This is a genomic window from Sphingobium anseongense (assembly GCF_037725245.1).
Taxonomy (GTDB): Bacteria; Pseudomonadota; Alphaproteobacteria; order Sphingomonadales; family Sphingomonadaceae; genus Sphingobium.
Window position 1 is genome coordinate 455,872 of record NZ_JBBJUL010000001.1, and the last position, 17,181, is coordinate 473,052.

General features: G+C 65.5%; 15 protein-coding genes. 9 read left to right on the forward strand and 6 right to left on the reverse strand.

Going from position 1 to position 17,181, the window contains the following annotated elements; all coding sequences use genetic code 11:
* Positions 1–117 precede the first annotated feature (117 nt).
* Positions 118–1,731 (forward strand): GNAT family N-acetyltransferase, encoded by a 1,614-nt coding sequence (locus WG908_RS02245; RefSeq protein WP_340184907.1) that lies wholly within the window; start codon positions 118–120, stop codon positions 1,729–1,731.
* Between the two features lie 225 nt (positions 1,732–1,956).
* Here the strand turns inward: WG908_RS02245 and glmS are convergent, their stop codons facing one another.
* Together glmS and glmU are read right to left on the reverse strand one after the other, a co-directional pair.
* Positions 1,957–3,780, reverse strand: coding sequence for a glutamine--fructose-6-phosphate transaminase (isomerizing) (gene glmS, locus WG908_RS02250; RefSeq protein WP_340184908.1), 1,824 nt, complete (start codon positions 3,778–3,780; stop codon positions 1,957–1,959).
* Between the two features lie 124 nt (positions 3,781–3,904).
* Positions 3,905–5,200, reverse strand: coding sequence for a bifunctional UDP-N-acetylglucosamine diphosphorylase/glucosamine-1-phosphate N-acetyltransferase GlmU (gene glmU, locus WG908_RS02255; RefSeq protein ID WP_340184991.1), 1,296 nt, complete (start codon positions 5,198–5,200; stop codon positions 3,905–3,907).
* A gap of 157 nt (positions 5,201–5,357) precedes the next feature.
* On the opposite strand from glmU, the gene WG908_RS02260 reads away from it, so the two are divergent.
* On the forward strand, positions 5,358–6,029 hold the full coding sequence (locus tag WG908_RS02260) for an HAD family hydrolase (protein WP_340184909.1): 672 nt from the start codon (positions 5,358–5,360) through the stop codon (positions 6,027–6,029).
* Here the strand turns inward: WG908_RS02260 and WG908_RS02265 are convergent.
* On the reverse strand, positions 6,026–7,804 hold the full coding sequence (locus WG908_RS02265) for an ABC-F family ATP-binding cassette domain-containing protein (RefSeq protein ID WP_340184910.1): 1,779 nt from the start codon (positions 7,802–7,804) through the stop codon (positions 6,026–6,028). The genes WG908_RS02260 and WG908_RS02265 overlap by 4 nt on opposite strands.
* 161 nt (positions 7,805–7,965) lie before the next feature.
* Here WG908_RS02265 and WG908_RS02270 point away from each other — a divergent pair, with 161 nt between their 5' ends.
* From WG908_RS02270 to WG908_RS02290, 5 genes are all read left to right on the forward strand, one after another.
* Complete coding sequence (locus WG908_RS02270) at positions 7,966–8,694, forward strand: SIMPL domain-containing protein (RefSeq protein ID WP_340184911.1); 729 nt, start codon at positions 7,966–7,968, stop codon at positions 8,692–8,694.
* Positions 8,695–8,786: 92 nt separating this feature from the next.
* Positions 8,787–9,095, forward strand: a complete 309-nt coding sequence (locus tag WG908_RS02275; protein WP_445326645.1) for a hypothetical protein — start codon at positions 8,787–8,789, stop codon at positions 9,093–9,095.
* A 39-nt stretch (positions 9,096–9,134) separates the two neighbouring features.
* A complete protein-coding gene (locus WG908_RS02280; RefSeq protein WP_340184913.1) occupies positions 9,135–9,800 on the forward strand; it encodes a response regulator transcription factor in 666 nt (221 codons plus the stop codon).
* A 118-nt stretch (positions 9,801–9,918) separates the two neighbouring features.
* Positions 9,919–11,223 (forward strand): sensor histidine kinase, encoded by a 1,305-nt coding sequence (locus WG908_RS02285; RefSeq protein ID WP_340184992.1) that lies wholly within the window; start codon positions 9,919–9,921, stop codon positions 11,221–11,223.
* Entirely contained in the window at positions 11,223–11,576 is a 354-nt protein-coding gene (locus WG908_RS02290) for a YbaN family protein (protein WP_340184914.1), read from the forward strand. Before WG908_RS02285 ends, WG908_RS02290 begins: the two co-directional genes overlap by 1 nt.
* A gap of 1 nt (position 11,577) precedes the next feature.
* On the opposite strand, the gene WG908_RS02295 is transcribed toward WG908_RS02290, so the two are convergent.
* Together WG908_RS02295 and WG908_RS02300 are read right to left on the reverse strand one after the other, a co-directional pair.
* Entirely contained in the window at positions 11,578–12,036 is a 459-nt protein-coding gene (locus WG908_RS02295) for a vgr related protein (RefSeq protein WP_340184915.1), read from the reverse strand.
* On the reverse strand, positions 12,033–12,509 hold the full coding sequence (locus WG908_RS02300; RefSeq protein WP_340184916.1) for a copper chaperone PCu(A)C: 477 nt from the start codon (positions 12,507–12,509) through the stop codon (positions 12,033–12,035). The genes WG908_RS02295 and WG908_RS02300 overlap by 4 nt, the downstream gene beginning before the upstream one ends.
* Before the next feature lie 175 nt (positions 12,510–12,684).
* Here WG908_RS02300 and dnaK point away from each other — a divergent pair, with 175 nt between their 5' ends.
* Positions 12,685–14,580 carry a molecular chaperone DnaK gene (gene dnaK, locus WG908_RS02305; RefSeq protein WP_340184917.1) on the forward strand — a complete coding sequence of 632 codons (1,896 nt, stop codon included), beginning with the start codon at positions 12,685–12,687 and terminating at the stop codon, positions 14,578–14,580.
* Positions 14,581–14,687: 107 nt separating this feature from the next.
* The gene (dnaJ, locus tag WG908_RS02310; protein ID WP_340184918.1) at positions 14,688–15,812 is read left to right on the forward strand and encodes a molecular chaperone DnaJ; all 1,125 of its coding nucleotides are present in this window, start codon (positions 14,688–14,690) and stop codon (positions 15,810–15,812) included.
* Between the two features lie 45 nt (positions 15,813–15,857).
* On the opposite strand, the gene WG908_RS02315 is transcribed toward dnaJ, so the two are convergent.
* Positions 15,858–17,081, reverse strand: a complete 1,224-nt coding sequence (locus WG908_RS02315) for a polyhydroxyalkanoate depolymerase (protein WP_340184993.1) — start codon at positions 17,079–17,081, stop codon at positions 15,858–15,860.
* Positions 17,082–17,181: the final 100 nt, after the last annotated feature.

A 17,181-nucleotide genomic window follows, 5' to 3' on the forward strand; every position in this document is an offset into this window, starting at 1 on the left:
AATGAGGCGGCGCCGTGCAACCGGCGCCGCCTTTTTCATAACTGGCCCCCGCCGCGATGACATCATCCCGTTCCCATGGGTGATCCATTGCGGGCGGACCTGGCAGGAGACGAGCAGATGACGACGGCAACCCGCAAGCGCCTCGAAGTGCGCACGGCCATCCCGACCGACGTGCGGGCTATTCTGCGGCTGATCGCGCGGGTCTATCCGGGGCTTCCCAATTATTCCCCCGCGACCGTGCGCGGCCAGATCAACAATTTCCCCGACGGCTGCTTCGTCGCGCTCTACGACAACAAGGTGGTGGGCTATTGCGCGACCATGCGGGTCAGCAAGGGCATGGCCTTTGCCACGCATGACTGGGAGGAAATCACCGCCAACGGCTTTGGCACGCGGCACAGCGCGGCCGGCGAATGGCTCTATGGCTATGAAATGGCGGTCGACCCCAAGCTGCGCGGCCTGCGCATCGGCCAGCGGCTCTATGACGAGCGCAAGGAACTGGCCGAGCAGCTCGACCTGCACGGCATCGTCATCGCTGGCCGCATGCCGGGCTATCTGCGCGCGAAGCGCAAGGTGGAGGGGCCAAAGGATTATCTGGACAAGGTCGTTCAGGGCAAGATCCGCGATCAGGTGGTCAGTTTCCAGCTCAAGAACCAGTTCGAGCCGATGGGCGTGCTGGAAAACTACCTGCCCGAAGACAAGCAGTCGGACGGCCATGCCGCGCACCTCGTATGGCGCAACCCCTATATCGACCCCGACGAAGCGCCCGAAATGCGCGTGCCGCGCGGCGTGGAGAGCGTCCGGCTCGCCACCTGCCAATTGCAGGCGCGCGCGGTCGGGGACTTTGACGAATTCATCCGCAACATCGAATATTTCGTCGACGTGGCGGCGGACTATCGCTCCGACTTCATCGTCTTCCCCGAACTGTTCACGCTGCCGCTGCTGTCTTTCGAGAACAAGACGCTGACGCCGATGGAGGCGATCGACAAGCTGACCAACTATACCCCGCGCCTGACCAGGGAACTGACGCGGATGGCGCTGGAATATAATATCAACATCATCGGCGGATCGCACCCGACCCGCGCCGACGATGGCGACATCCAGAATATCGCCTATGTCGCGCTGCGCGACGGCTCCGTCCACACCCAGGAAAAGATCCATCCCACGCCCAACGAAGCCTTTTGGTGGAACATCAAGGGCGGCGATTCGCTCGACGTGATCCAGACCGACTGCGGGCCGATCGGCGTCCTCATCTGCTACGACAGCGAATTTCCCGAACTCGCCCGCCGGTTGGTGGATCAGGGCGCGCGCATCATCTTCGTCCCCTTCTGCACCGATTCGCGCCTGGGCTACATGCGCGTGCGCTACTGCGCTCAGGCGCGGGCGATCGAAAACCAATGCTATGTCGTCATGTCGGGCAATGTCGGCAACCTGCCCAATGTCGACAATATGGACATACAATATGCGCAAAGCGCGATCCTGACGCCCTGCGACCTGCCGTTCGCGCGCGACGGCATCGCGGCGGAATCGACCGAAAATGTCGAGACGCTGACGATGGCGGACGTCAATCTGGCGGACCTGAGCTGGGCGCGGGCGGAGGGCACGGTGCGCAACCTGCGCGATCGGCGGTTCGACCTGTATCATATCGAATGGGATAGCAATCCCGACCATGCCCATGCGCCCAGCGGCGGGCCGGTGCCGGCTGGCGGGCATAATTCGCCGGGGGGTGGGTGAGCGGCGGGATGGGGGTTCGCCTGAGGGAGTGGCCGTTTCCAGGCAATGGTTCTGCATCGTCCAGCGGCAATTATCGGTCGTTCAGTGCCACTTCTCCCCATCGTCATGCCGGGCTTGACCCGGCATCCCGCTATTATTCGCAAACGCCAGAGAAGAAGCGGGACCCCGGATCAAGTCCGGGGTGACGAATGTGAATGTGTCAGCCACTGGCCATAAGCCACCCCCTCACTCCACCGTCACCGACTTCGCCAAATTCCTCGGCTGGTCCACATCGGTCCCCTTCGCCACCGCAACATGATAAGCGAGCAGCTGCACCGGCACCGCGTACACCAGCGGGGCGATCAGTGGGTGGACTTCGGGCATTTCGATGGTGGCCATGCAGCCCTCGCCTGCCTGGGCGATGCCTTCGGCGTCGGAGATCAGCACCACCTTGCCGCCGCGCGCCTGCACTTCCTGCATGTTGCTCACGGTTTTCTCGAACAGCGGGCCTGACGGCGCGATCACGATGACCGGCACATTGTCGTCGATCAGGGCGATCGGCCCGTGCTTCATTTCGCCCGCCGCATAGCCTTCGGCATGGATATAGCTGATTTCCTTGAGTTTCAGCGCCCCTTCGAGCGCCATCGGATAGTCGGGTCCGCGCCCGAGATAGAGCACGTCGCGCGCCGGCGCGATCAGGTGGGCCATCGCCTCGATCTGACCATCGCGGGCGAGCGCTTCATTGAGCGCGGCGGGCGCTTCGGACAGGTGCCAGACGATCTCCGATTCCTCGTCCGGCGTCAGCTTGCCGTTGGCGCGGGCGAGGTTGGCGGCGAGCGCGGCGAGCACCGCAAGCTGACAGGTGAAGGCCTTGGTCGATGCGACGCCGATTTCCGGCCCGGCATGGGTGGGCAGCAGCAGGTCGGCCTCGCGCGCCATCGAACTGGTGGGCACGTTGACGACCACCGCGATGATCTGGTCCGCCGCCTTGGCATGGCGCAGCGCCGCGAGCGTATCGGCGGTTTCGCCCGACTGGCTGATGAACAGGGCAAGGCCGCCCGGTTCCAGCACCGGGTCGCGATAGCGGAACTCACTCGCCACATCGATGTCGACCGGAATACGCGCGAATTTTTCGAACCAGTATTTCGCCACCAGCCCGGCATAATAGCTGGTGCCGCAGGCGACGATGGTGATGCGCCTGATGCGGCCCAGGTCGAAATCCATGTCGGGCAGCGACACCTGGTTTTCCATGCGGCGCAGGTAAGCGCGCAGCGTCTGGGCGACGACTACCGGCTGCTCGTAAATCTCCTTCTGCATGAAGTGGCGGTGATTGCCCTTGTCGATCAGCGCGCCCGAAACGCCCGAAATGGTGACGGGGCGCTCGACCGGCCGATTGTCCTTGTCGAAAATCTCCGCGCCCTGGGCGGTGATGACGACCCAGTCGCCTTCCTCCAGATAGGCGATACGCTGGGTCAGCGGCGCAAGCGCCAGCGCATCGGAGCCGAGATAGGTTTCACCGTCGCCATAGCCCACGACCAGCGGCGAGCCGAGACGCGCGCCGATCAGCATGTCGGGATGGCTGCGGAACACTATCGCCAGCGCAAACGCCCCGTGCAGGCGCGGCAGCACCTGGGCCACCGCATCCTTGGGCGACGCGCCCTGTTCGACGAGCTCGCTGACCAGATGAGCGACGACTTCGGTATCGGTCTGGCTGTCGAAAACCCGGCCACGCGCGGTCAATTCCTCGCGCAGGCTCTTGAAATTTTCGATGATGCCGTTGTGGACGAGCGCGATTTCGCCGGTCGCATGCGGGTGCGCGTTGCTGGTGGTCGGCGCGCCATGGGTGGCCCAGCGGGTATGGGCGATGCCCGTGGTGCCCGGCAGCGGCGCGGCGCGCAGTTCGGCGACGAGATTGACAAGCTTGCCCTCCGCCCGGCGACGGTCGATCACGCCGCCATGGACGGTGGCGACGCCGGCGCTGTCATAGCCGCGATATTCGAGCCGCTTGAGGCCGTCGACCAGACGGTCGGCGACGTCGTCCTTGCCGATGATTCCGATAATGCCGCACATGGAAATACGCCCCGCAACCCAGATGACCATTCAACGCGCCGATAGCGCGAGACTATGGCCATGCCATTAATGCGACGGCGGCGACAGGGGGGACGAAGGATTTGCGCGGCTTTGCGCGATCGATTCAGCGCTTTGCGGCCTTGAGCGCGGCCATTTTCTCGCGAAAGCGCGCGGCCCATCCCGCCCTGCCCTGCTGGGGTGGCCGCACCAGGCAAAGCGCGTCGGCCTCCACATCCTGCGTCACCACGCTGCCCGCGCCGACGATCGCGCCCGCGCCGATGCTGACGGGCGCGACCAGCGCGCTGTTGGAGCCGATGAAGGCGCCCGCGCCGATGTCCGTGCGATATTTGAGGAAGCCGTCATAATTGCAGGTGATCGTGCCCGCGCCGATATTGGCCCCCGCGCCGACGCTGGCATCGCCGATATAGGACAGGTGATTGGCCTTGGCCCCTTCCCCCAGCGTCGATTTCTTGATTTCGACGAAATTGCCGACCTTTGCCCCTGCACCGATGTCGGCGCCGGGGCGCAGCCGGGCATAGGGGCCGATTTCCGCGCCGCCGGCGATGGTCGCGCCCTCGATATGCGAAAAGGCGTGGATCGTCACGTCATCGCCGACGCGCACGCCCACGCCAAAGACGACATGCGGGGCGATGGCGACATCGCGGCCAAGCACCGTGTCATGGGCGAAGAACACCGTGTCCGGCGCGGTCAGCGTCACGCCTTCGCGCATGGCGTCGGCGCGGCGGCGGGCCTGCCACGCGGCCTCCACTCCGGCCAGTTCGGCGCGGCTGTTGACGCCCGCCACTTCCCAGGCGTCAGCCTCTATCACCGCGCTCTGGCTGCCGGGCAGCATGACGATGTCGGGCAGATAATATTCGCCCGCCGCATTGTCGTTGCCGATCTGGTCGAGCAGCACGAACAGGTCGGTCGAGCGCACCGCCATCAGGCCCGAATTGCACAGCGTCACCGCCCGCTCCGCTTCGGTGGCATCCTTATATTCGACCATTTTTTCGATGATCCCCTGGCCGTCGGCGACGATGCGGCCATAGGCGGCGGGGTCGTCGGGGCGGAAGCCGAGCACCACCGCGCGCGGATCGTCGCCCCGGTTGAGGCGGTCGAGCATCGCCTGCATCGTCGCGGCGGCGACCAGCGGCACGTCGCCATAGAGGATCAGCACGTCGCCGGCGAAGCCCGCCAGCGCGTCATGCGCCTGCGCAACGGCATGACCGGTGCCAAGCTGCCTGTCCTGCACGGCGATGACCGCGCCGGTGCCCGCGACCGCCGCCTCCACCTGCTCGCGCCCGGCGCCGACGACCACGACCTGGCGCTGCGGCGCGAGTTCGCCGACGCTGGCGAGCAGGTGGAGCAGCATCGGCCGGCCGGCGATGGGGTGCAGGACCTTGTGCCGCGCCGATTTCATCCGCGTCCCCTGCCCCGCGGCGAGGATGATGACGGCCAACGGGCGTTCGGGCGATTTGCTGGTCACTGGGCAATCCTGGAATCTGCGGACGGAAATCTCCCGGCTCTGTGCCATGTTTGCCTTGCCTTTGCCACCGCGCCGGCGGCATGGGGCGGCAATGGCCAACATTCCTTTCGATATCGTCGGGTTCGACCTGGACGGCACCCTGCTCGACACCAGCGGCGACCTGGCGGCGGCGGTCAACCATGCGATCGGCACCATCCATCGTCCGCCCTTTCCGGTCGGCGCGATCCGGCCGTTCGTCGGCAAGGGCGCCAAGGTGATGCTGGAACGGGCGCTGGCCGAATCGGGCGGATGCGACGAGGGGCTGGTGGCGCAACTGCTGCCGGTGTTGCTCGATTATTATCAGCAGAACCTGGCGATTCATTCGATTCCCTATCCCGGCATGCTGGCGGCGATGGATGCGCTCGACGCGGCGGGGGTGAAGCTCGCCATCTGCACCAACAAGGCGGAACGGTTCGCGGTGCCGCTGATGCACCAGCTGGGCCTGGCGGACCGCTTCGCCAGCATCATCGGTGGCGACACGGTGGGAATCGCCAAGCCCGACCCGGCGCCGATCCACGCGATGATCGAACGGGCGGGCGGCGGGCGCTGCATTTTCCTGGGCGACACGATCAACGACATCGCCGGCGCGCGCAATGCCGGCATCCCCAGCATCGCTGTCAGTTTCGGCTTTCTCGACGGGCCGGTCGAACATCTGAACGCCGACGCGGTGATCGACCATTTCGACGAACTGGTGCCGATGCTGGAGCGCTGGGGCGCAAATTAACGCAGCGCGTCGGCCTTTTCGGCCAGTTCCAGCCAGCGCATTTCTGCCTCGTCCTTTTCGTCGCGCGCCTTTTCGATAGCCCTGGTCAGCGCGTCGAAGCGTTTGGGATCGCGGGTGTAGAGCGCGGGGTCGGACAGCAGCGCCTCGTCCCGCGCGATCGCGGCCTCTATCTCCTCGATCCGCCTGGGGAGCAGGTCGAGATCGCGCTGATCCTTGTAGCTGAGCTTGGCGGATACCGGCTTTGGCGGGGCGAGAGCGGGCGCGGCTTTCCTGTCCGCCTTGGCGGCCTTGCGCGGATCGCGCTTGGCGAGCCAGTCGGCATAGCCGCCGACGATCACGTCGACCACGCCGGTGCCGTCCAGACCGAGCGTCACCGTGACAGTACGATCGAGGAAATCGCGGTCATGGCTGACGATGATGACCGTGCCGTCATAGTCGGCGATCACTTCCTGAAGCAGGTCGAGCGTTTCGAGATCGAGATCGTTGGTCGGCTCGTCCAGCACCAGCAGGTTGGATTCGCGGGCGAATTCGCGCGCGAACAGCAGCCGCGAGCGTTCCCCGCCCGACAGGGTGCCGACCTTCGCCTCGGCCAGCGACGGATCGAACAGAAAGTCCTTCAAATAGCCGTGGACATGCTTGCGCACCCCGCGAACGTCGATCCAGTCGCCGCCCTCGGCCAGCACCTCGCGCACGGTCTTGTCGGGCTGCATCAGGCTGCGCTGCTGGTCGATGAAGATCATGTCGAGCGTTTTCGCCAGCGTCACGCTGCCGCTGTCGGGCGCAAGTTCGCCGGTCAGGAGCTTCAACAGCGTGGTCTTGCCCGCGCCGTTGCCGCCGACGATGCCGATCCGGTCGCCGCGCTGGACGCGCAAGGACAGGTCGTTGATGATCGTGCGGTCGCCAAACGCCTTGCTGACATGCTCGACCTTGATGACGCTCCTGGTCTTGCTGTCATCGGCCGCCACCGCGATCTTCGCCACGCCCTGCGGCCCGACCATGGCGGCCCTGGCGGCGCGCATTTCCCACAGCTTGGCCAGCCGCCCCTGGTTGCGCTTGCGCCGCGCGGTGACGCCGCGTTCGAGCCAGTGCGCCTCGATCTTGAGCTTGGCGTCCATCTTTTCGGCAGCGCGCGCCTCTTCGGCATAGACCGCTTCCATCCATGTTTCGAACCCGCCAAAGCCGATCTCGCTGCGGCGCATGACGCCCCGGTCGAGCCACAGGGTCTGGCGGGTGAGGCGCGTCAGGAAGGCGCGGTCATGGCTGATGACGATGAACGCGCCGGTGTAGCGCGCAAGCCAGTTTTCGATCCAGTCGATCGCGGCGATGTCGAGATGGTTGGTCGGCTCGTCGAGCAGCAGCAGGTCGGGTTCGCTGGCGAGCGCGCGGGCGATGGCGGCGCGACGGCGCTCGCCCCCGCTGGCGGTTGCGGCGTCGCGCGACAGGTCGATGCCGAGCTGGTCGGCGATGGCTTCAACCTCATGCACGGGCGGGGCGAATTCGCCGGCCATCGCAAAATCATGGAGCGTTGCGAAGGCGCTGACGTCGGGGTCCTGTTCCAGCAGGATGATGCGCGCGCCGGGCACCGCCGATCGGGTGCCCTCGTCCGGCTCGATGATGCCGCCCAGAAGCTTGAGCAGCGTGGTCTTGCCCGCACCGTTGCGACCGATCAGCGCCAGCCGGTCCTTGGCCCCGACATGGATGTCGAGGCCGCGAAACAGCCAGTGCGACCCTTGCGAAAGGCCAAGATTTTCGAAACTGAGGATAGGAGCCGCCATGGGCGTGCAGCTAGGCGGTTAGGCGCGCGGTGGCAACCATCATCCGCCCCGGTCCGGGGAGGAACCATTGTTCGGCGCGACGGGTTTGAGCGCATGTCAGCGTCCATTCATCGCACCCGTTCCAAATGAGCGGCAGCCCCCCTTTCCAGGAGAGAATATTCATGAAATCCGCCCTGACCCTGATGGCGTTGGCATCAGCCGCGCTTCCCGCCGCGACGCTGGCGCAGACCAGCGTCACCATCGCCGAGACAGCACCGGTCGTGACGCTGAACATCACCGAGACGGTCGAGGCCGCGCCCGACATCGCCACCGTGGGCACGGGCGTGCAGACGCGCGCGCCCACCGCGCAACAGGCGATGCGCGACAATGCGACCAAGATGGAGAGCCTGGTCGCGGCGCTGGCGAGAGCGGGGATCGCGAAGAAGGATATCCAGACCAGTGGCATCAACCTGAGCGCCCAATATGACTACAACAACCGCGAGGGCGAGCCGGCCGGACCCCGTTTCCTGGGCTATGAGGCGTCCAATCAGGTCATGGTGAAGTTGCGCGACATCAAGCGCGTCGGCACGCTGCTCGATGCGATGGTCGCGGCCGGCGCGACCAACATCAGCGGGCCGAGCTTTGCCATCGACAATCCTGCGCCGATGCTGGTGCAGGCGCGCGGAGCCGCGCTGAAAAGTGCAAAAACGCAGGCCGACTATTATGCGCAGGCGGCGGGCTATCGCTCCGCGCGGCTGCTGTCGATCGCCGAAAGCAACAGCGGCGGCATGCCGCCCATGCCGATGGTCCAGAGCCGGTTCAAGGCGGAAGCCGCGGCGGACACGCCGGTCGAACCGGGCCAGGTGGGATCGTCGGTGACGCTGACCGTGCAATATGCGCTGGAACGCTGAATGACAGGCGGCGCGGCGGCTTCATGTCGCCGCGCTGTCGGGCGCATTCACCACCTGTTCAATGGCCCGTCGCTATGCGATGACGGATGACCATGAAGAATACCGCCCTGCTGGCCGGCCTGATCGCCATCCTGATCGGCATCGGCCCTTTTCCCATTGCCGATGCGCAGGGCCGCCGCGACGAACAGGACGCGGCGCGGCGCGCCATGCTGGACGGGCATGTCATGCCCTTTGCGCTGATCAAGCGCCGGGTGGACGCGGAAATGCGCGGCGCCACCTATGTCGGGTCCGAATTCAATCCCTCGTCCAACCGCTATCGGCTGAAATATGTTAGGGACGGAAAGGTCGTGTGGGTTGATGCGGACGGCCGAACGGGCGATATCATGGGCTTCGCGCGCTAGCCGCGCCGCGATTTGCCTGCACAGGAAGAACGGGGTCATATGCGTCTGCTGATTGTCGAGGATGAACCGAGCCTGGGGCAGCAGCTTCGGAACACGCTGGAGGGCGCGGGCTATGCCGTCGATCTGGCCAATGATGGCGAGGACGGTCATTTTCTGGGCTCGACCGAAAATTACGATGCGGTGGTGCTGGACCTTGGCCTGCCGTCGATCGACGGGCTGACCGTGCTCGACCGCTGGCGCAAGGAAGGCCGCGCCTTTCCGGTGCTGGTGCTGACCGCGCGCGACAGCTGGTCGGACAAGGTGGCGGGGCTGGACGCCGGCGCCGACGATTATCTGGCCAAGCCGTTCCAGAGCGAGGAACTGATCGCCCGGCTGCGCGCGCTCATCCGCCGCGCTTCGGGCAATGCGTCGAGTGAACTGACGGCCGGTGACGTGCGGCTCGACACGCGCAGCGGCAAGGTGACGCTGAGCGGCGAGCCGGTGAAGCTGACGGCGCAGGAATATAAGCTGTTGTCCTATCTGCTTCACCACAAGGGCAAGGTGGTCAGCCGCACCGAGTTGATCGAACATATTTACGATCAGGATTTCGACCGCGATTCCAATACGATCGAAGTGTTCGTCACGCGCATCCGCAAGAAGCTGGGGCCTGACGTCATCACCACGATCCGCGGCCTTGGCTACAGCCTGGACGAGCCGGGGCGGTAGTGCCCGCCTTTTCCCGTTCGGTTCGAGCGAAGGTCCTGGCCGGCCGGAAGCCGAACGGCTAGCGGCGATGGACAGCCCCCCTCCCACCGTCCTGTCCACCGGTTCCCTGAGCCGCCGGATGATCGGCATCGCCGCGCTGTGGATCAGCCTGCTGCTGCTGGGCGGCGGCGTCGCGCTCGACCGGGTGCTGACCGATGCGATCACGCGCAATTTCGACGGCGGCATGAACTATGTGCTGACCGCGATGATCGCGGCCGCCGAAATCGGCCCGGACGGCGAGGTGCTGTTCAACCGGCCGCTCGCCGACCAGCGGTTCCTGGAGCCAAATAGCGGGCTTTATTACCAGGTCAGCGCGCCGGGGCATGAGGACTGGCGCTCGCGGTCGCTGTGGGACCGTGCGCTCAAGGTGGAACCTGGCCATGCCGACCGCAGTTTCCATATCTATGACAGCAAGCAGTTTCCGGGCGAGGACCTGCGCATCATGGAGCGCTCGGTCGTCCTGCCGGGGTCGGACAAGCGCTGGATGTTCATGGTCGCGCAGGCGCGTTCGGGCCTCGATGCCCAGATCAGGACGCTGCGCTCTACCCTGTTCCAGAGCTTCGCGCTGCTGGCGCTGGGGCTGATGGTGCTGGTCACGCTCCAGACCATTTACGGGCTGCGGCCGCTGCGCCGGGTGCGCCTGGAAATCGTGCGGATGCGCAGCGGCGAAAAGAACCGCGTCACCGACCCGATGCCGTCCGAAGTGCTGCCGATGGTCGAGGAACTCAATGCCCTGCTCGCCCATAACGAGCGGCAGGCGGAAGAAGCGCGCACCCATGCCGGCAACCTTGCCCACGCGCTCAAGACGCCGCTGACGGTGATCATGAACGCCGCCACCGCGAAGGCGCCCGACCTTGGCGACGCGGTGATCCGCGAGGCGACGACGATGCGGCGGCAGGTCGACCATCACCTCGCCCGCGCCCGCGCCGTGGGCCGGCGCGGCGCGGCACAGAGCCGGGCGGCGGTATGGCCCAGCCTGGAAGCGGTCGAGCGGGCGGTGCGCCGGCTCTATCCCGATGCCCGCATCGACATGGATGGCGACCATGGCGCGGCCGTGCGGGTCGAGCGGCAGGATCTGGACGAACTGCTGGGCAACATCATCGAGAATGCGGCCAAATATGGCGGCGGCAGCGTGTTCACCACGGTCGGGCGCGCCGACGGGATGGTCGAGATAGTGGTCGAGGATGACGGTATGGGCATCCCGCCCGAAGAGCGCGAGCGCATCTTCGATCGCGGCGCGCGGCTCGATTCGGGCAAGCCCGGCACCGGCCTTGGCCTCGCCATCGTTCGCGACGTGGCCGAAATCTATGGCGGCACGGTGACGCTGGAGGAAAGCGAGGATCTGGGCGGGCTGCTGGTGCGGCTGCGGCTGCCGGCCGCCTGATGGCGCGAAGCCTGTACCTTCTGGCGGGGCTGCTGGCGCTGGGGCTGGGCGCGCTGGGCGTGTTCCTGCCGCTGTTGCCGACGGTGCCGTTCGTCATTCTGGCGGCCTTCTGCTTCGCGCGCTCCAGCCCGGCGCTGGAAGCGAAGCTGCTCGACCATGCCCATTTCGGCCCGCATATCCGACGCTGGCGGGAACGCGGCGCGATCAGCCGGCGCGGCAAGACAGCGGCGCTGGCGGCGTTCGGGTTCAGCGCCGCGGTCGCGTTGATCGCCGTGCCTTTCCCCTGGTTCCTGGCGCCCGTCGCGGCAGCGGTCGGCGGCGGCACATGGATATGGACGCGGCCCGAAGCCTGATCTACCCGAACGGCAGCAACGCCTCATAGACCGCCAGCGGCGGCTTGCCCGGCACGGCCCCGCCCTGTCGCAGCAGGAAGGCGTGACGGACGATTTCGGCCTGCTGCTCCAGGCCATAGCGGACAAAGGGCCGGCCCGGCACGATATCATAGCCATAGCGGCAAAAGGGATGGCGCATCAGCGGAAGGAAATAGCGGCCGCCGCGCTGGGCCTGCCACACATGAGTCATTTCATGGATGAAGTGGCCCTGGAGGTGGAGCGGCGCGGCGCAAAAATCGTCGCAGAACAGGCCGCCTGCGGGATGAAACCACAGGTGGCCGTCCGGGGCCATCGTCACCCGGCGCGGCTGGAACGGCCAGTATTTGCGGTTGTGGACGCGAACCGCATCATAGGCGATCGCCTGCCCGAACATCGTGGCGGCGAGCGCGACCTCATCGGCCGTGAGCGCGCGACCCTTCAATGGCCCTCATGCTCGTTCGCCGGGCCACCGCCCGCCGCAGCGGCCGCGCCGGGCTTTTGCACGACGGCATCGACGATGATTCGGTCGCCGTTGGAAAACAGGAAGGTCAGCGGCATCTTGCCCTGTGCCACCGCATCGGGATTGACCCCCCACAGCATGATATGCTTGCCCCCCGGCGCGAAGACGACCTTGCCCTTGGCCGGGATGTCGACGCTGTCGATCGGCTTCATCTTCATGACCCCGCCCTCGTTCACGCTCTCGTGCATTTCCACCCGCAGCGCGCGATCGGTCAGCACGCCGCGCAGGGTGACGGCCGTTTCGCCGGCGTGGGCGGTGAAATAGCCCGCCGAAGGGCTGTCCTTGTTGGGGCTGACGCGCACCCAGGCCTGGTCGACATAAGTGGGCGCGGGATCGCCGCACGCCACCAGCAACAGCGGCGCCAGCAAGGAAAGGGTGGGGATCGGCGCGCGCATGGCAAGGCTCCTGTGTCTGTGTCGTCTCAATTTGGTTCCATGCTAATCGCACACGATCCTTGTGCCAAGGCGAAGCGCGCCTATATCCGCCTAGCAAACGGCCTTGCCTTGGCGCTTTCGTGAGGTATGGGGCCGTCAACCGCTGAAATATGATTTGGGGTTTAAGAGGCAGAAAATGGCAAAAGTTATCGGTATCGACCTTGGCACCACCAACAGCTGCGTCGCCGTGATGGACGGCGGCAAGCCCAAGGTCATCGAAAATGCGGAAGGCGCGCGCACGACGCCTTCCATCGTCGCCTTCGCGAAAGATGGCGAGCGACTGATCGGCCAGCCGGCCAAGCGCCAGGCGGTTACCAACGGCGACAACACGATTTTCGCGGTAAAGCGCCTGATCGGCCGCCGTTTTGACGATCCCATGACCAAGAAGGACATGGAACTCGTCCCCTATGACATTGCCAAGGGCCCCAATGGCGACGCCTGGGTTCGCGCCGGAGGCCAGGATTACAGCCCCGCGCAGATTTCCGCCTTCATCCTGCAAAAGATGAAGGAAACCGCCGAGAGCTATCTGGGCGAAACCGTCACCCAGGCGGTCATCACCGTGCCCGCCTATTTCAACGACGCCCAGCGTCAGGCGACCAAGGATGCCGGCCAGATCGCCGGCCTTGAAGTGCTGCGCATCATCAACGAGCCGACCGCGGCGGCGCTGGCATACGGGTTGGACAAGCAGGACGGCAAGACCATCGCGGTCTATGACCTTGGCGGCGGCACCTTCGACATTTCGATCCTGGAAATCGGCGACGGCGTGTTCGAAGTGAAGTCGACCAACGGCGACACCTTCCTGGGCGGCGAGGATTTCGACGCCAAGCTGGTGCAGTTCCTGGCCGACGATTTCAAGAAGGCCGAAAGCATCGACCTGACCAAGGACAAGCTGGCGCTCCAGCGGCTGAAGGAAGCCGCCGAGAAAGCCAAGATCGAGCTGTCTTCGGCGCAATCGACCGAAGTCAACCTGCCCTTCATCACCGCCGATCAGAACGGCCCCAAGCATCTGGTCAAGACCATCACCCGGTCGGATCTGGAGCGGCTGGTCGCGGACCTGATCAAGCGGACGATGGAGCCGTGCAAGAAGGCGCTGGCCGACGCCGGCGTCAGCGCGAGCGACATCAGCGAAGTGGTGCTGGTGGGCGGCATGACCCGCATGCCCAAGGTGCGCGAGGCGGTGAAGGACTTCTTCGGCAAGGAGCCGCACACCGGCGTCAACCCCGATGAAGTCGTCGCCATGGGCGCGGCGATCCAGGCCGGCGTGTTGCAGGGCGACGTCAAGGACGTGCTGCTGCTCGACGTGACGCCGCTGAGCCTGGGCATCGAAACGCTGGGCGGCGTGTTCACGCGCATGATCGACCGCAACACCACGATCCCGGCGAAAAAGTCGCAGACCTATTCGACCGCCGACGACAATCAGCAGGCGGTGACCATCCGCGTGTTCCAGGGCGAACGGGAAATGGCAGCGGACAACAAGCTGCTCGGCCAGTTCGACCTGATCGGCATTCCCCCCGCCCCGCGCGGCGTGCCGCAGATCGAAGTCACGTTCGACATCGACGCCAACGGCCTGGTCAACGTGTCGGCCAAGGACAAGGGCACCGGCAAGGAACAGCAGATCCGCATCCAGGCGTCGGGCGGCCTGTCGGACGCCGACATCGACCAGATGGTCAAGGACGCCGAACGCTTCGCCGAAGACGACAAGAAGCGGCGGGCGGCGGCGGAAGCCAAGAACAACGCCGAAAGCCTGGTCCACACGACCGAGCAGCAGATTGCCGAGCATGGCGACAAGATCGACGCCGGGCTGAAGTCCGAGATCGAAACCGCGATCGCCGATACAAAGGCGGCAATCGAAGGCGGCGATGCCGAAGCGATGCAGGCCAAGGCGCAGGAGCTTGCCACGGTCGCGATGAAGCTTGGCCAGGCGATCTACGAGAAGGAACAGGCGGCAGCCGCTCCGGGCGGCGACGCGCCCAAGGCCGACGACGATGTCGTCGATGCCGAATTTTCCGAAGTGGACGACAACAAGGCGTAACGCGCGATGACACCGCTCTCGACCTCGCTTGCACCGGACGGATATGGTAGCTGTTGCCGCCGTTCGCCCCGAGCGAGGTCGGGAGCCGTTCGCGCGGCAGGGGCGACATGACGACCGAAACCGACTTCTACGAACTGCTTGAGGTGGAGCGCACGGCCGACGCCGCGACTCTCAAGAGCGCCTACCGCAAGCTGGCGATGAAATATCACCCGGACAAGACCGGGGGTTGCACCGACAGCGAGGCCAAGTTCAAGGCCGTGTCGCATGCCTATGAATGCCTGAAGGACCCGCAGAAGCGAGCGGCCTATGACCGGTTCGGTCACGCCGCTTTCCAGAATGGCGGGCCGGGCGCGGGCGGGCGCGGCGGCGCGGGCGGCTTTTCGGACCTTGGCGACATATTCGAAACGATATTCGGCCAGGGCGGCTTTGGCGGCGGCGGCCAGCGGCAGTCGCAACGGCGTGGCGCGGACCTGCGCTACGACATGGAAATCGGGCTGGACGAGGCCTATCACGGCAAGGCGACGGAAATCGACATCGAAGTGTCGGCGCCATGCGACAGCTGCGACGGGTCCGGCGCGCAGCCGGGCACCGGGGTCAAGACCTGCGGCACCTGCCACGGGCATGGCCAGGTGCGGGCGCAGCAGGGCTTTTTCGTGGTCGAACGCACCTGCCCGTCATGCCAGGGCGCAGGCCAGGTGATCGACAGCCCGTGCCGTTCATGCCGCGGCGAAGGCCGGGTCGACAAGCGCAAGACATTGTCGGTCAATATCCCCGCCGGGGTCGATGACGGAACGCGCATCCGCCTGTCGGGCGAAGGGGAAGCGGGGGCGCGCGGCGCGCCGGCGGGCGACCTTTATATTTTCCTGCACGTAAAGCGGCATGCCCTTTTCGAACGCGAAGGAACCAACCTGTTCTGTCGCGCGCCGGTCAGCTTCACAACCGCAGCGCTGGGCGGCATCATCGACGTACCGGGGCTGGACGGGCAGCGTCACGAAATCACGATTCCCGCCGGCATCCAGTCGGGCAAGCAGCTGCGCCAGCGCGGGGCGGGCATGCCCGTGCTCAACGGGCGCGGCCATGGCGACATGGTGGTGCAGATCGAGGTCGAGACGCCGACGCGGCTGACCGCCAAGCAGCGCGACCTGCTCGAAGCCTTCCGCGCGACCGAAACCGGCGAGGAATGCCCGCAGACCAGCGGCTTTTTCCGCAAGATCCGCGACATATTGGGCTGACCACGGAGGGGGCGGCGGCGATCGCTCCCCGCCCCGCAGGATGCGTCAGTTGACCGCCAGGATCATGTTGCGCACCTGGGGATAGACCTGATTTTCCCATTTCCTGCCGGAAAAGACGCCATAATGGCCAACGCCCGGTTGCAGATGGTGCCGTTTGAGATGCGGGCGCAGGCCGGTGCACAGCAGATGTGCGGCCGCCGTCTGGCCCACCGCGCAAATATCGTCCCTTTCCCCCTCTACGGTGAGCAACGCGGTCTTGCGGATCGCGCCCGGATTGACCAGCCGGCCCCGGTGCATCAGCTCGCCCCGCGCGAGCAGGGTCCGCTGAAACACCCGATCGACGGTTTCGAGATAAAATTCCTTGGTCATGTCGAGGACCGCGAAATATTCCTCGTAAAAGGATTTGATATGGTCGGCTTCGACCGTCTTGCCGTCGGCCAGCAACTGGTACAGTTCGCGATGCTGGGCGCCATGCCGCTCCAAGTTCATCGCCATGAAGGCCGATAGCTGGAGAAAACCGGGATAAACCTGGCGACCCGCGCCGGGATAGCGCATCGGCACCGTCGATATCAGGTTCTTTTCGAACCATTCGATCGACTTTTCATTGGCCAGTTCATTGACCACCGTGGGCGCCGCGCGGGTATCGATCGGCCCGCCCATCAGCGTCATGGATCGGGGCGTCGCCGGGTCGTTATCCTCTGACATGACCGCAACGGCCGCCAGCGCGGGAACGCAAGGCTGGCACACCGACAATAGATGCGCGCCCGGCCCCATATTCTGGAAAAAGCGGATCACATAGTCCACATAATCCTCGAACCCGAACCGTCCCGCGCTGGCCGGAACATCGCGGGCATTCTTCCAGTCGGTGATGTACACGTCATGGTCGCGCAGCAACGTCTGCACCGTGCTGCGCAGCAAGGTCGCGAAATGGCCCGACATGGGGGCGACGACCAGAACGCGCGGCTGGGGCGTTTCCACATCGTCCTTGGCAAAGTGCAGCAGGCCGCCAAAGGGCAGGTCCAGCAGCACTTCCTCGCGCACGGCCACCTCGGCATTGCCGCACAGCACCGTGTGAATGTCATATGCGGGCCGGACGTGCGTCAATTCCGCGCCCTGGAACACGTCCATCAGCGCGAACATCCGCCGAGGCATTGCCCAATCGGCCACGGGTCCCATGCCGTTCCGCATCTGAAGCGCCATGCGGGCGGCGATCCTGGCTGGCGTCAACATGTCGGTCCACGCCTGATAGCCGCTGTAGAGCAACTGCATCTTGTCCAACAAACCTTTTTCGTTCTGGCAGCGATTCGGGCTTGTGCCGATGCTGCTTATTGCGTTCTATGCTGCGCCGCATCATGTGCGAAAGCAAGCG